The sequence below is a fragment of the Rhizobacter sp. OV335 genome (assembly GCF_900142965.1).
Lineage (GTDB): Bacteria > Pseudomonadota > Gammaproteobacteria > Burkholderiales > Burkholderiaceae_C > Rhizobacter.
On record NZ_FRCQ01000040.1, the window covers coordinates 1 to 15210 of the forward strand.

General features: G+C 65.4%; 14 protein-coding genes and 1 pseudogene. 14 read left to right on the forward strand and 1 reads right to left on the reverse strand.

All coding sequences use genetic code 11. The annotated features are described in order from the left end of the window. Positions 1-509, reverse strand: a 509-nt coding sequence (locus BUE42_RS28405; protein ID WP_369823017.1) for a transposase, incomplete at its 3' end; no start/stop codon positions are given. Between the two features lie 177 nt (positions 510-686). Between BUE42_RS28405 and BUE42_RS28410 the strand changes: the two genes are divergently transcribed. From BUE42_RS28410 to BUE42_RS28475, 14 genes and pseudogenes are all read left to right on the forward strand, one after another. Then, positions 687-1307: a hypothetical protein gene (locus BUE42_RS28410; RefSeq protein ID WP_143171825.1), complete on the forward strand. Its 621-nt coding sequence runs from the start codon at positions 687-689 to the stop codon at positions 1305-1307. A 168-nt stretch (positions 1308-1475) separates the two neighbouring features. Continuing rightward, positions 1476-1748, forward strand: coding sequence for a hypothetical protein (locus BUE42_RS28415; RefSeq protein WP_073468653.1), 273 nt, complete (start codon positions 1476-1478; stop codon positions 1746-1748). 88 nt (positions 1749-1836) lie between these two features. Then, on the forward strand, positions 1837-2160 hold the full coding sequence (locus BUE42_RS32745; RefSeq protein ID WP_143171826.1) for a hypothetical protein: 324 nt from the start codon (positions 1837-1839) through the stop codon (positions 2158-2160). 177 nt (positions 2161-2337) lie between these two features. Beyond that, on the forward strand, positions 2338-2727 hold the full coding sequence (locus BUE42_RS28420) for a hypothetical protein (RefSeq protein ID WP_073468654.1): 390 nt from the start codon (positions 2338-2340) through the stop codon (positions 2725-2727). Between the two features lie 125 nt (positions 2728-2852). Further along, positions 2853-3263 carry a DMP19 family protein gene (locus tag BUE42_RS28425; protein WP_159445511.1) on the forward strand — a complete coding sequence of 137 codons (411 nt, stop codon included), beginning with the start codon at positions 2853-2855 and terminating at the stop codon, positions 3261-3263. Next, on the forward strand, positions 3253-3717 hold the full coding sequence (locus BUE42_RS28430) for a hypothetical protein (protein WP_200799052.1): 465 nt from the start codon (positions 3253-3255) through the stop codon (positions 3715-3717). Before BUE42_RS28425 ends, BUE42_RS28430 begins: the two co-directional genes overlap by 11 nt. Positions 3718-4753: 1036 nt before the next feature. Beyond that, entirely contained in the window at positions 4754-4843 is a 90-nt protein-coding gene (gene kdpF, locus BUE42_RS28440; protein WP_073468658.1) for a K(+)-transporting ATPase subunit F, read from the forward strand. Beyond that, a complete protein-coding gene (gene kdpA / locus BUE42_RS28445; protein ID WP_073468659.1) occupies positions 4843-6651 on the forward strand; it encodes a potassium-transporting ATPase subunit KdpA in 1809 nt (602 codons plus the stop codon). Before kdpF ends, kdpA begins: the two co-directional genes overlap by 1 nt. A gap of 20 nt (positions 6652-6671) precedes the next feature. Beyond that, the gene (gene kdpB, locus BUE42_RS28450; protein ID WP_073468660.1) at positions 6672-8756 is read left to right on the forward strand and encodes a potassium-transporting ATPase subunit KdpB; all 2085 of its coding nucleotides are present in this window, start codon (positions 6672-6674) and stop codon (positions 8754-8756) included. Between the two features lie 12 nt (positions 8757-8768). After that, the gene (kdpC, locus tag BUE42_RS28455; RefSeq protein WP_073468661.1) at positions 8769-9356 is read left to right on the forward strand and encodes a potassium-transporting ATPase subunit KdpC; all 588 of its coding nucleotides are present in this window, start codon (positions 8769-8771) and stop codon (positions 9354-9356) included. A 12-nt stretch (positions 9357-9368) separates the two neighbouring features. After that, a complete protein-coding gene (locus BUE42_RS28460) occupies positions 9369-12068 on the forward strand; it encodes a DUF4118 domain-containing protein (RefSeq protein WP_073468662.1) in 2700 nt (899 codons plus the stop codon). Between the two features lie 88 nt (positions 12069-12156). Then, positions 12157-13884 (forward strand): annotated as a pseudogene (locus BUE42_RS28465) (potassium transporter Kup). Positions 13885-14066: 182 nt separating this feature from the next. Continuing rightward, complete coding sequence (locus tag BUE42_RS28470; RefSeq protein ID WP_255376908.1) at positions 14067-14444, forward strand: phage tail tip lysozyme; 378 nt, start codon at positions 14067-14069, stop codon at positions 14442-14444. 100 nt (positions 14445-14544) lie between these two features. After that, positions 14545-15207 (forward strand): TetR/AcrR family transcriptional regulator, encoded by a 663-nt coding sequence (locus BUE42_RS28475; protein ID WP_073468663.1) that lies wholly within the window; start codon positions 14545-14547, stop codon positions 15205-15207. Positions 15208-15210 lie beyond the last annotated feature (3 nt).

Consider the following 15210-nt stretch of genomic DNA (forward strand, 5'->3'; position numbering starts at 1 on the left):
TCCAGCGGACGCGCCTGCCAGGCGCCCACCTCCGCCATGACGGCATCGGTGACGCTGCTGATGAACTCGGGCGACACCTCCACACCGTACTGATCGCCCAGGAAGCCCTGCACCTCGCGCACGGTCATGCCGCGGGCGTACATGGCGATGATCTTGTCGTCAAAGCCCGTGAAGCGGCGCTCGTGCTTGGGGATGAGCAGCGGCTCGAAGCTGCCGTCGCGGTCGCGAGGCACTTCGATGCGCAGCGGCCCGTCCTCGGTGATCACGGTCTTGCCGCTCTTGCCGTTGCGCTGGTTGGTCGCGGACTCGGGCTTGGACGCCCCGCTCGCGTAGCCCAGGTGATGACCCAGCTCGGCACCCAGCGCTCGCTCGATCAGCGCCTTCTTGAACGCCATCGACGCAGCGTTCACCTGCTCACCGGTCATCGGCCCGCTCACAAACTGCTCAAGCAGTTCCTTGGGAATCGTCGGCAATGCCGCCGACTTCGCCGCAATCGCGGCGTTCTTCATCCTCGTCTTGCTTATCGGCATAGATGCTCCTGGGGGTCATGCTATGCCTTGAACACGAAATTAATGACAGGCTCCGGTCATGGGTCTGACGGGGGCAGTTCTCGCTTCATGCCCGTTGGTCGTTCTTGCCATCCGCCTCATGTTGCTCTACTTCAACCAGAAAGGTGCCTGAACGACATGTCTCGCAACGGCCGCGATCGAATTCCAGCGTACGTCGAACGCTTCCAGCCACCGCTCATGTCAAACGTTGCGCGACTCACGCAAAGCCTTGCGGTCGCGCTGGCAACAACTTTGGTTTCCGCGTGCAGCGGGCCGTATGCAGACCTTGAAGGTTCGTTCAAAGCATCCCAGCCTGCATCGGCGCCAGCAGTCTCCGTTGAGCAGGTCGTCTTGGTCAGCACGCACGAAGTCGGCGCGCATCGATACGATGACGTGCTCGCCGTCAAGCTCCTGCCCACTGCCATTGCCATTGAGCCCTCATTTCCATGGAGCATCGGAATGAGCCCTGTGTCCATAGCGGTCGATGAGGTTGCTGGTTGCAGCAGGTCGTGCTTCGGCGACGGAGTGTGGGATGCAGAGCTCCTCGTCGCCCGCACTGGCACGCAGATCAGTCTTCGAAATTCGAAGGAACTGATCGAATGGTGCTGGAGCAACAGGATCCCGATGATCTCCGGGAACGATCGAAGGCAATGGCTGTACAAGGGTGCCAGCCTGCCCGACCGCAGCGAGTTCTCAGAGCAACTTGCATCGCGAAAAAACTACGACGCCCAGGCAAAGCAGAGCTGCCTCGGCTACTAGCACAGCCATGCGTTGGCCAACGGCGCCGAACGCTCCACTAAGCGGACTGGTCTACGGCCGGGCGCGCGCGTCAAACGTCAAGCGACCGCTTCGGCGCCGACCGGCAACAGTCCGGCCAGGAGCTGCCGGTCGCCAATGGCGGCTTTCAGGCTTCATAGAATTCGCCCCATGCCACTCTTCACCTACATCGTCAGCTACGCCGGCGCCGAGCACGTCGAGCAGGGAAGTCACAGCAACTTCACTGGCTTTGCTATGACCTGGGCCTCGAACATCCCGACGACCGCGTTGCCCTCGCTCACGCCAGTCCTGCGCAAAGAGCTTCTTCACAAGGCGTATCGAGGTACGTTCTCGGAGGTGCCTGGCGTGAAGCACGTCTGGCGAAATTCTCTCGAACTGGGTGGACGCGAATTGACAGTCCTCGCCGTGCAGACTGAACGGTAGACTGCCTGCTCGCTGGCACCAATCGGCCACGAGCAGTCGTTCGTGGACTTCAGCTCTCGGGTAGGCGTATTTGGCATGCGAATAGTCCATGATCAAAGATTCAGCAGTGAACGATATCAACGCTCCTGAGATCAGCACCAAGCACTACAGGTGGCGAGCAGCCATTGCCACGACTCACGCCGTCCTACCTGCATTGCTCGCACTTTCTTCAACAGCTGGGTCGTCGAGTTTCCTGGCGATTGCGGTACCGCTGTATTGGACATGGCCGCTCTGGCTGCGCTCGTTGTATCGCGGTTCGAAGGCTTCCCCGGGCGTCTACGTCTTCGCCATGTGGGTAGGCATCATGGCATCCATCCTGGGATTCCCCTTCGCGGCTTTCGCAACGCTCATTGCTCTCGGGGGGCGAACCTGACGCTTACTCCAGCCAGTGACACTTGGAGGGAAACGACCGCGACCGGCCACTTCCGGTCGCTCGCGAAGGGCTGCTTTCGGAAAGTAGACTGGAGTCACGCATGCGGACTGTGACAACGGCCTGTCAGTCAGTGGTACGCCAGCGGTCATTCCATCTTGACCAGACTATGCTTGGGCCATGCATGACCTGCTGATAACGAAGATCGAGCGCTTTAACCCGACGTCCGAGAGCGCATCGGTTACCTTGGGGTGCGTCGATGGGCAGGTGGTTGCCTTCTGCTTCCCCTGTAGCTACGAGGTTGGCGACCTCGTTCCAAATCGCTTGTATGTGCTGGACTCCACCAAGCTCCAGTCGCCGTACTTCAACGACTGGGCCGACGAGGAGCAAGCTCAGGCGTCACGTGAGCGGCTTCATCGCACTCGCGACTATGCGTACAGCGGATGCGGCAAAGTCATCGACCCGCATGATGGGCTCGTGCAGGTCTGTGGCTTCATCCTGGATTTCGGCGATGTGCCGCCGGGTGCCGAATTCGTTGAGTTCGATATCACTCGCCTTGATCTGAGGTAGCGTGCCAGCGGTGCGGGCGCAACTCTTCGATCCGGCTGGCCGGCTGGCAGCCGACCGGCAACAATCGGCCACAATCGGCCGGTCACCAACAACGGCTTGCAGGTACTCTACGCCTCATGGAAGACTTGGACTACGTCCTGGAGGTCATCGAGCCGTGGATCAGCCAGTACCTCACCCATGGCGCGGAGTCGCTTTCACAGTTGGAGGCAGTAGGTGTAGGCGTCTGGCTGCTCGATGCTGAGGTCAACAACGGCGGGTTTGATCAGTATTACTTCAACACTCGCGGCGCGCTCGCTCTCGAGACAGTGCAAGCGCTCCGCTCCATTGGAGCCGGTGAAGCAGCATCTTTGCTGGAGGCTGCGAACAAAGACGTCCCGATCCTTCCGTTGCCAGATGACCGCGAGGAGCGAATCGTCAAGCTCGAAGAGATTGCGGAATCGTCCAGATTTGCCAGCCTGGAGACTGAGTACTACCGCGGCCGAGAAGACCGCATTGCTCTTCTAGCGGAGTACCTGCGGAAGTCGATTGGTCGGTGAAACAAGGTCCTTTGCCGGCCAGTTGCTGCCGTTCGCGAGCGGCAGCTACCCGACAGCCCGCACAGGGCGAGAGCGATTGCAGCTACGATTCCCAGCAGCGGCACTCATCATTGGTTGGGCCTTCATGGAATCTGAGCGGGACATTCTCAGGCGCGAACGAGCAGCGCTACGGCAACGGTACGGTGATCTGTTTGATGTGGTTGCGAGTATTCTGTTTGATGCCGACCCGATCGAGATCAACTACGAGACAAACACCGACGAATATGAGCCCGAGGCGGGAACCATCCTTCCAAGGCTCAATGAGGCAAGCACGGTCGACGATGTCGCGCGAATCGTCCACGAAGAGTTTCTCCACTGGTTCGGTGCCGACGAAGCGGACGCAGTGCAGAAATATCAGCCTGTGGCGGCAAGAATCTGGGAGGCATGGCAAACGTTCAATCGACGACAGAGCTGACCGAACAGCCAGTGTCGGCCAGGAACGTTCATTGGCGAACGGCATGCGACGCGCACCATGAAAGACAAGGCGCAAATCTTTTGTCCACAGTGCGGCTGGCGCCCCACCGCCGAGGATCGGTGGGAATGCACACCGAGATGCGGGACTGTTTGGAACACTTTCTGGACCCGTGGCGTTTGCCCGGGGTGCTCAGTAAAGTGGCCTCATACACAGTGCTTCGAATGCGGGCAGTTCTCTCCGCATGAAGCTTGGTATCACTATCCGCCAGAGGCGGAGGCCGAACGCGACGCGCGAGAAGTAGAGGATGAGCGTGCTGCTTAGCCAAGTAGCGCCAAGCCCCTCATACCATGAAGAAAGCGGCCTGACCCTTCCTGCGGCGGCCCGCTTAAGTCAAACGTTGAACGGCCGCTTTCCGGAGGTTTGATCGGCCTGTGCCAAATTCCGCTTTGGGTCGATAGCTCCACTTCGCAGCTCGTGAGAGCAGACGCTCGACAGAGCTTGGTCGAGGAGCGCCACGAGCCTCAGCTGCGTCAAGTGCCTTTGCGGTTCGCCGGGCTGTCGTAGGCACCTTGCAACGATTGCTTCGTCGCAACGAGCGGGCGCTCGACGATCCCGATCGACCGGCAGCAAGCGCTTCTTTGCCAACGAAGGACTTGTTGGGAAGATTGGTGGGAAGAATCCGATCAATCAAGCTCCAGCCAGCACACGGCCTCGCAGTAGGAGTAGGGCGCCGAAATGCCGAGTTGTGCTGTGGAGCGGGTTCGATTTCCATCCCTCGCAGCTTCACAGATCAAGACGGTGCAAATTCTTGCCGGCCGCGTCACCGTGGACCGGAGGCGTCAGAACGTCTTTACGCCGTCTTGATGCGCAACACCCCAATCTATATACCGATTTGATGCGCTGATCCCTACGCTCCTGGACATCCGAATCACCTTCGTGAGGAGTCCATGGACTTTCTGTTTCTGGGAGCCGTCGCCCTGATGTTCATTGCCATCGTCGGCATGGCCATCGGCTGCGACAAGTTGGGAGCACGCACATGAGCTGGCTGTACGGGCTCGCCGGCCTGGCATCGCTGGGCCTGCTCGTGTACCTCGTCTTTGCATTGCTGAAGGCGGAGGACTTCTGATGAACTCGCAAGCCTGGATTCTTCTGGTGGCCTTCCTGGCCATCCTTGCGCTGCTGGCCTGGCCGCTCGGCCAGTGGTTGGTGGCGGTGGCTGATGGCCGCTTCCCGCGCTGGTTCGCGCCGTTCGTGAAGGCCGAACACGGCCTGTATCGAATCGCCGGTGTCGATGCCGCCAGCGGCATGGGCTGGCGCCACTACGCCATCGCGCTGGTGGTGTTCAACCTGCTCGGCGTGCTGGCCGTCTATGTGCTGCAGCGCCTGCAAGGCGTGCTGCCCTTCAACCCGCAGGCGATGGCCGCGGTCAGCGCCGACTCGTCGTTCAACACCGCGATCAGCTTCGTCACCAACACCAACTGGCAAGGCTACGCCGGCGAGTCGACGATGAGCTACCTGACGCAGATGCTCGCGCTGACGGTGCAGAACTTCTTCTCGGCCGCCACCGGCATCGTCGTCGTGATCGCGCTGGTGCGCGGCTTCGCGGCCCGCTCGTCGGCATCGATCGGCAACTTCTGGGTCGACATCACGCGCGTCACCGCCTATGTGCTGCTGCCGCTGTCGCTGCTGTTCGCGCTCTTCCTGGTCGGCCAGGGCGTGATCCAGAACGTCGACGCCTACAAGGACGTGAACATGCTGGAAACCACGAGCTACCAGCTGCCGAAGAACGGTCCCGATGGCCAGCCGCTGAAGGATGCCAAGGGCAACCCGGTGATGGAAGACCTGAAGACCGACAAGCAGACGCTGGCCATGGGCCCGGTCGCGTCGCAAGAGGCGATCAAGATGCTCGGCACCAACGGTGGCGGCTTCTTCAACGCCAACTCGGCGCACCCGTACGAGAACCCGACGCCGCTGAGCAACCTGCTGCAGATGCTGGCCATCTTCCTGATCCCGGCTGCGCTGGTGTTCATGTTCGCCCGGATGGTCGGCGACATGCGCCAGGGCTGGGCGGTGCTGGCCGCGATGACGGCGATCTTCGTCGTCTCGGTGGTCGTCGTCACTGCGCAGGAACAGCAGGGCAATCCGCTGTTCGCGCAGCTCGGCGTCGACCAGGTCGCCAGCGCCACGCAGCCGGGCGGCAACATGGAAGGCAAGGAGGCCCGCTTCGGCATCGCCGCCACCGGCCTGTTCGCCGCGATCACCACCGCCGCCTCGTGCGGCGCGGTGAACGCGATGCATGACTCGTTCACGCCGCTGGGCGGCATGGTGCCGCTGGTGCTGATGCAACTCGGCGAGGTCGTCTTCGGCGGCGTCGGCACCGGGCTGTACAGCATGCTGATCTTCGCGATCCTCGCGGTGTTCATCGCCGGGCTGATGATCGGCCGCACGCCGGAGTACCTGGGCAAGAAGATCGAGACCTACGAGATGAAGATGACCTCGATCGCGATCCTGGTCACGCCGGTCCTGGTGCTGGCCGGTGCCGCCATCGCGGTGCTGGCCGACGCCGGCAAGGCGGGCATCGCGAACCCGGGCGCGCACGGCTTCTCGGAGATCCTCTACGCGCTCACGTCGGCCGCCAACAACAACGGCAGCGCCTTCGCGGGCCTGTCGGCGAACACGCCGTTCTACAACACGCTGCTGGCTGTCGCGATGTGGTTCGGCCGCTTCGGCGTGATCGTGCCGGTGCTGGCGATCGCCGGCTCGCTGGCCGCGAAGAAGCGCCTGGCCGTCACGGCCGGCACGCTGCCGACGCATGGCCCGCTGTTCGTCACCCTGCTGATCGGCAGCGTGCTGCTGGTCGGCCTGCTCAACTACGTGCCGGCGCTGGCCCTCGGGCCGGTGGTCGAGCACCTGATGTTGTGGGCGCCGAAGTAAGGCGCCAACAGGAAATCATCATGACAACCGTCAAGAATTTCTCGATGTTCGACCCGGCGCTGGTCAAGCCGGCCATCGCCTCTGCATTCGGCAAGCTCGACCCGCGCGTGCAGTGGCGCAACCCGGTGATGTTCGTCGTCTACGTCGGCAGCATCATCACGACGCTGCTGTGGGTGCAGGCGCTCGGCGGCAAGGGCGAGGCGCCGCAGCGCTTCATCCTCGCTGTGGCCTTGTGGCTGTGGTTCACCGTGCTGTTCGCCAACTTCGCCGAGGCGCTGGCCGAGGGCCGCAGCAAGGCCCAGGCTTCGTCGCTGCGCGGCATGAAGCGCAAGACCATCGCCAAGAAGCTGGAGCTGCCGAAGCACGGCTCGGCCTGGCACCCGATGGAGGCCGACGAGTTGCGCAAGGGCGCCGTGGTGCTGGTCGAAACCGGCGACGTGATCCCGCTCGATGGCGAGGTGATCGAAGGCGTCGCCTCGGTCGACGAGAGCGCGATCACCGGCGAATCGGCACCGGTGATCCGCGAATCGGGCGGCGACTTTGCATCGGTCACCGGCGGCACGAGGGTGCTGTCCGACTGGCTGGTGGTGCGCATCGGCGTGAACCCGGGCGAATCCTTCCTCGACCGCATGATCGCGATGGTCGAGGGCGCCAAGCGCCAGAAGACGCCGAACGAGATCGCGCTGACGATCCTGCTGGTGGCGCTGACCATCGTGTTCCTGGTCGTCACGGTCACGCTGCTGCCGTTCTCGATCTTCAGCGTCGACGCGATGAAGCTGGGCACGCCGGTCACCATCACGACGCTGATCGCGCTGCTGGTGTGCCTGATCCCCACCACCATCGGCGCGCTGCTGTCGGCGATCGGCGTGGCCGGCATGAGCCGGATGATGGGCGCCAACGTGATCGCCACCTCGGGCCGCGCGGTCGAGGCGGCCGGCGACGTCGACGTGCTGCTGCTCGACAAGACCGGCACCATCACGCTCGGCAACCGCCAGGCCTCGGCCTTCGTGCCCGCCAAGGGCGTGACCGAGCTGGTGCTGGCCGACGTGGCGCAGTTCGCATCGATGGCGGATGAAACGCCGGAAGGCCGCAGCATCACCGTGCTGGCCAAGCAGAAGTTCAACCTGCGTGAGCGCGACCTGACGAGCCACAAGGTGGCGTTCGTCGCGTTCACGGCGCAAACACGCATGAGCGGCGTCGACATCGACAACGGCGACGGCACGCAGCGCCAGCTGCGCAAGGGCGCGGGCGAGGCGATCCGCAAGCACGTCGAGTCGCTTGGCGGCAACTTCCCGGCCGACGTGCAGGCCGCCACCGACGAGGTGGCCCGCAGGGGCAGCACGCCGCTGGTGGTCGCCGACGGTGCCCGCGTGCTCGGCGTCGTCGAGCTGAAGGACATCGTGAAGGGCGGCATCAAGGAACGCTTCGCCGAGCTGCGCCGCATGGGCATCAAGACGGTGATGATCACCGGCGACAACCGCCTCACCGCGGCGGCCATCGCGGCCGAGGCCGGCGTCGACGACTTCCTCGCCGAGGCCACGCCCGAGGCCAAGCTGAAGATGATCCGCGACCACCAGGCCGACGGCCGCCTGGTCGCGATGACCGGCGACGGCACCAACGACGCGCCGGCCCTCGCGCAGGCAGACGTGGCGGTCGCGATGAACACCGGCACGCAGGCCGCGAAGGAGGCCGGCAACATGGTCGACCTCGACAGCAACCCGACCAAGCTGCTGGAGATCGTCGAGACCGGCAAGCAGTTGCTGATGACGCGCGGGTCGCTGACCACGTTCTCGATCGCCAACGACGTTGCCAAGTACTTCGCGATCATCCCGGCCGCGTTCGCGACCACCTATCCGCAACTCGCCGCACTCGACGTGATGCGGCTCACCAGCCCGTCGTCGGCCATCCTGTCGGCGGTGATCTTCAACGCGATCGTCATCGTGTTCCTGATCCCGCTGGCGCTGAAGGGCGTCAAGTACCGCGCGATCGGCGCGGCGGCGCTGCTGCGCCGCAACGTCCTCATCTACGGGCTGGGCGGCCTGGTCGTGCCGTTCATCGGCATCAAGCTGATCGACCTGCTGCTGTCCGCCGTGCATCTCGTTTGAGGATCCGACATCATGACCTCCGCTGTTTCATCCCTCCTTCGCCCGGCCCTCGTCACCTTCGCGGTGCTGACCGCGCTGACCGGCGCCGCCTACCCGCTCGTCGTGACCGGCATCGGCCGGGCCGTCTTCCCGGAAGAGGCCGCCGGCAGCCTGATCACGCGCGACGGCAAGCCGGTCGGCTCCTCGCTGATCGGCCAGAACTTCAGCGACCCGAAGTACATCTGGGGCCGTCCGTCGGCCACCGCGCCGATGCCGAACAACGCGACCGCCTCCAGCGGCTCCAACCAGGGGCCGTTGAATCCGGCGCTGGTCGACGCGGTCAAGGGCCGCATCGAGGCGCTGCGCGCCGCCGACCCCGGCAACACCGCGCCGGTGCCGGTGGACCTCGTCACCGCCTCAGCCAGCGGGCTCGACCCTGAGCTGAGCGTGGCCGGAGCGTTGTTCCAGGCCGCACGGGTCGCGAAGGCACGGAACCTGTCGCTCAAGCAGGTGCAGGACCTGATTGCGCAGCACACCGAGGGGCAATGGCTCGGCTTCCTCGGCGAGCCGCGCGTCAACGTGCTGCGCCTGAACCTGGCGCTCGATGCGATACCCTCCTGACCGCAGTCCGTCATGACCGACAACCAGCGCCCCGACCCCGACGCCTTGCTGGCGCAGATCCACGCGGACGAGCAGCGGGAGGGCCGCGGTCGCTTGCGGATCTACTTCGGCTCGTCCGCCGGCGTCGGCAAGACCTGTGCGATGCTGGTAGCGGCTCGCAAGCTGCTGGCAGATGGTGTGGACGTGGTGGCCGGGGTCGTCGAGACCCATGGTCGCGGCGACACCGCCGCGCAGCTCGAAGGCCTGCCGGTGCTGCCTGCGGCGCAGATGGAGTACCGGGGCAGGCGCTTGGCCGAGTTCGACCTCGATGCGGCGCTGGCGCGCAAGCCGGGGCTCATCCTCGTCGACGAGCTGGCGCATTCGAACGTCGCCGGCTCGCGTCACCCGAAGCGCTGGCAGGACGTCGACGAACTGCTGGCCGCTGGAATCGACGTCTACAGCACGTTGAACGTGCAGCACCTGGAGAGCCTGAACGACGTGGTCGGCGGCATCACCGGCATCGTGGTGCACGAGACCTTGCCCGACACCTTCTTCGACCGCGCTGACGAGATCGTGATGGTGGACACCCCGGCCGACGAACTGATCGATCGGCTGAAGGCCGGCAAGGTCTACCTGCCGGCTCAAGCCGAGCGTGCCGCGAAGAACTTCTTCCGCAAGGGCAACCTGATGGCGCTGCGCGAGCTGGCGCTGCGCCGCACCGCCGATCGCGTGGAAGACGACGTGCAGGCGTACCGCAGCGACCGGTCGATCGGGCAGGTGTGGAAGACCGAAGGCGCCTTGCTTTGCTGCATCGGGCCGCAGCCCGGCGCCGAACACGTGGTGCGCAGCACCGCGCGGCTGGCGCAACAGCTGGCCGTGACCTGGCATGCGGTGTATGTCGAGACGCCAGCGTTGCAGCGGCTGCCGGGCCATCGGCGCGAGGCCATCCTGCAGACCGTGAAGCTGGCGCAGGAGCTGGGCGCGAGCACGGCGGTGTTGCCGGCCCAGGACGTCGCCGCGGCGCTGGTCGAGCACGCCCGGGCGAACAACCTGTCGAAGCTGGTGCTCGGCTCCGGCGCCGAAGGGCGCTGGGCGCCCTGGTGGCCGCGGCGCACGCTGGGCCAGGCGATCTCGCGCATCGCACCGGACATCGATCGCCTCGAAGTGGGGCAATCACGGCGCTCGCGGCCACCAGCGACAACGGAGAGGGAAGCCGGCGCCGAGCCGGCCACCGCCGCGGCCGCACACCTGCGTCGCTACGCGCTCGCGCTTGCTGCCTGTGCCGGCACCACGGCGTTCACCCACCTGCTGGTGCCGTACTTCGCGCTGGCCAACATCGTGATGGTGTTCCTGCTGTCGGTCGTCTGCGTGGCCGTGTGGCTGGGCCGCGGGCCGGCGGTGCTGGCGGCATTCCTCAACGTCGCGGCCTTCGACTACTTCTTCGTGGCGCCGCGCCTGTCGTTCGCCGTCTCCGACGTGCAGTACCTGCTGACCTTCGCCGTGATGCTGATCGTCGGCCTGGTGACTGGGCAGCTGACGGCCGGTCTGCGGTTCCAGGCTCGGGTGGCCACGCACCGCGAGGCACGCTCGCGCTCGCTGTTCGAGGCGGCACGCGACCTGTCCAACACGCTGACGCAAGCGCACGTGGTCGAGGTTGCCCAGGCGGTGATTGCGCGCGAGTTTCGGGCTCAGGTGGCGATCTACGTGCTGGACATGGGCGATCGGCTGCAATCGCCCACCGATGGCTCCGGGTTGGACCTGGGCACCGCGCAATGGGCGCTCGACCACCACCAGGTCGCCGGCCTGGGCACCGATACGCTGGCCGGCAGCGCCTGGCTTTACATGCCGCTGAAGGCGCCGATGCGCTCGCGTGGCGTGCTGGCGATCCAGCCGACCGAGCCGCGCTTCCTGCTGATCCCCGAGCAGCGACAGCAGCTGGAAACCTTTGCGGTGCTGACGGCGATGGCGCTGGAGCGCGTGCACTACATCGAGGTGGCGCAGGGCGCGACGGTGCAGATGGAATCCGAGCGCCTGCGCAACTCGCTGCTGTCCGCGCTGTCGCATGACCTGCGCACGCCGTTGGCGGCGCTGGTCGGGTCGGCGCAGTTGCTGGCGAACAGCCAGCCGCCGCTCTCGTCGCGGCAGCAGGAGCTGGCCGAGGGCCTCAGCGAGAAGGCGCTGCGCATGGCCGACATGGTGACCAACCTGCTCGACATGGCGCGCATCCAGAGCGGTGAGATCCGCCTGCGGATCGAATGGCAATCGGTCGAGGAGATCATCGGCGGTTCGGTCCAGGCGGCACACGGATCGCTGGGGTCGCGGGCCCTGGCCATCCACATCGATCCCGGCGTGTCGCTGGTCGAGTGCGACGCCGTGCTGATCGAGCGCGTGCTCGTCAACCTGCTGGAGAACGTCGGCAAGTACACGCCGCGCGACACGCCGGTCGAGATCCTCGCGCAGGCACATGACGACGAGCTGCGCATCAGCGTGCGCGACCATGGGCCGGGCGTTCCGGCGGGACAGGAAGACATGATCTTCGAGAAGTTCACCCGCGGTCAGGTGGAATCGGCGACGCCCGGCGTGGGCCTCGGCCTGGCGATCTGCCGGGCGATCGTCGAAGCGCACCGTGGCCGCATCCGCGTCGAGCCGACCCCGCCTCACGGTGCGACCTTCATGTTCACGCTGCCCTTGGGAGCGCCTCCGACGGTCGACCTGGCCGAGGAGGGCGCATGAACACGCCCACCGCCATGGTGCTCGGTGCGCCACGCCGGCGCCGAGGTCCACCTGACTGAACGCGCGGTTGACACCCCTCGGTACAAGAATGAACGACAACGAAAACCGCCAGGGCCTTGGCCTGCTGACGCGCGGGGCATTGGGTGTCGTCTACGGCGACATCGGCACCAGCCCGCTGTACACGATGAAGGAGGTGTTCCACCCCGCCAACGGCGTGCCGCTGGACGCGCCGGACATCATCGGTGCGGTGTCGGTGATCTTCTGGGCGCTGATGGTGGTGGTCACGCTGAAGTACGTGATCCTGATCCTGCGTGCCGACAACCGCGGCGAGGGCGGCATCATGGCGCTGACCGCGCTTGCGGCCGGCGGGACGCCGACGCGCCGCACCTTGCTGCTGCTGACCGGCGTGCTGGGCGCCGCGCTGTTCTATGGCGACAGCGTGATCACGCCGGCCATCTCGGTGCTGGGCCGGTCGAGGGGCTGGAGGCGATCACGCCCACCCTGAAGCCCTACGTTCTGCCCATCTCGATCGCCATCATCGTTGCGCTGTTCATGGCCCAGCGTTTCGGCACCGAAGTGGTCGGCAAGCTCTTCGGTCCGATCATCAGCGTGTGGTTCTTCGTGCTCGCCCTCGTGGGTGTGCTGCAGATCGTGCAGCAGCCGGGCATCCTGGCGGCGCTGAACCCGTTGGAGGCCGTCGCGTTCCTGCATGCGCGTGGTTGGCACCTGTTTCTCGTGATGGGCTCGATCGTGCTGGCGTTGACCGGTGCCGAGGCGCTGTACGCCGACATGGGGCACTTCGGGGCGCGCCCGATACGCATCGCGTGGACGGGGTTCGTGCGCGTCGCAGGCCGTGATCTCGGGGGCGTACTCGATGACCAAGCAGGCGATCCAGCTCGGGCTGCTGCCGCGCATGCGCGTGTTGAACACCTCGGAGAAAGAGGCGGGGCAGATCTACGTTCCGACGGTGAACTGGACCGTGATGGTGGCCGTTCTTCTCGCCACCGTGGGTTTCGGCAGCTCGTCGGCGCTGGCGTCCGCCTATGGCATCGCCGTCACGGTGACGATGTTCATCACGACGCTTCTGACCTTCTTCGTGGTTCGTTACGTCTGGCGGTATTCGCTGGCGGTCGCGGTGGCCGCGACGTCCGCCTTCCTGGTGGTCGACGCGGTGCTGGTGATCTCGTGTTCGCTGAAGATCCTGCAGGGCGGCTGGTTCCCGCTGGTGATGGGAGCGGCGATCTTCGCCGTGATGGCGACATGGAAGCGCGCTCGCGAACTGCTGATCGATCACATTCGCCGCGACGACCCGGAACTGATGCCCTTCATCACCTCGTTGGCACAGGACGACATGGCGCACCGCACGCCGCGCACCGCGGTCTATGCGGTGGCCAACCCCGACACGGTGCCGCAGGCGTTGATGCACAACCTGAAGCACTACCAGGTGCTGCATGAACAGAACGTGATCCTGACGGTGAAGTTCGAAGAGATGCCGCGCATCGGCGATGCCGAGCGCATCGAGCTGACGCCGCTGGTCGAAGGCTTCTGGCGGGTGCAGGTGAGCTATGGGTTCATGGACCAGCCGGACATCCCGCGCGCCCTGGCCCACTGTTCACTGCAGGGGCTGTCGATCGAGCCGGGTGCGACCTCGTACTTCCTGAGCCGCGAGATCGTCGTCCCGACCAAGGGCGCGGGCATGGCGCACTGGCGCGAGGCGCTGTTCGCGGCGATGTCGCGCAACGCCGGCAGCGTGGCCGACTTCTTCAAGTTGCCGCACAACTGCGTCGTCGAGCTGGGTACGCGGGTGCAGATCTAGCACCCTGTGCAGCGCAACTTGACGCTCTGATGGGTGCCGTGCCGGCGATCGGGGGGCTTCGCACTGCCGCACGGCGTTTCGCGCCGGCGTGGCGGACACCACAACACCGCTGGCCAGCCTGAAGGCGATCCCGATGAGCGTAGGCGTCATGTCGCCGATGTCCCACTTCGGACCCATGGGTCATTGCGGCTCGATGGGCCACATGGGGTCCTGAGAGCGGCGGCATGAATTCCGGCATCACGCAGGGCGGCGGCATCGGCGGGCCGAACGGCAACATGGCCGACGACAACGGCAACGGCTATGGCATCGCCCGGTGGGGCGGGGTGCGCAAGCAGGGCCTGATCGACTTCGCCAAGGCCGACAACGTCGACCGGTCGAGCCAGGCCGCCAACTACGGCTACCTGAAACAGGAGCTGCAGGGCGAGTACAAGGGCGCGATCGACGCGGTGAAGGGCACGAACGACGTGGCCGGCGCCACCGCGGCCTTCTGCAACAGCTTCGAGAAGCCGAGCGATCCGCAGATGGCGTCGCGGGTGGAGTACGCGATGAAGCTGGGCTGAGCGGGCATCGGTCCGTCAGGCTGCGAGCCGGGTCCGCACTTGACACCATACCGATTGGTTGGTACTGTCACCATACCGACCAATCGGTATGGAGTGCAGGATGATGGAACTCGCCGAAGGCCCCAAGAGAAAGCTGCTCGATGCGGCTTTGCACGTGATTCGCGTGCAGGGTTATGCCGGCAGTTCGGTCGATGACATCTGCCGCGAGGCAGGCGTCACCAAGGGCAGCTTCTTCCACCACTTCAAGGGCAAGGACGACCTGGCCGTTGCCGCCACCGAGCACTGGACGGGCGTCACCGGCAACCTCTTCGAAACGGCCCCGTTTCGCAGCGTGGCCGATCCGCGTGAACGCGTGCTGGCCTACATCGACTTCCGCGCGTCGCTGATCCAGGGCGACCTGCCCGACTTCACCTGCCTGCTGGGCACCATGGTGCAGGAGACCTACAGCACGCACCCCGACATCCGCGATGCCTGCAACCGGGCCATCCTCTTTCACGCTCGAACCGTGGCGGCCGACCTGGTCGAGGCCAAGCGCCTGCATGCACCCAAGGCAAAGTGGGATCCGCTGGATGTCGCGCTCTTCGCGCAGGCCGCCATCCAGGGCGCCTTCATCCTTGCCAAGGCCCAGCACGATGCCGACGCGGCCCGCCGCGCCATCGCGCACCTCCACCAGTACGTGGCGTCGCTGCTCCCGGCAGCGGCCCCCGCGAGCGCCACCCGTTCCCGTCCTTCCCCCTCGGCTGCACGGCGCGGTCGCGCCTGAGCC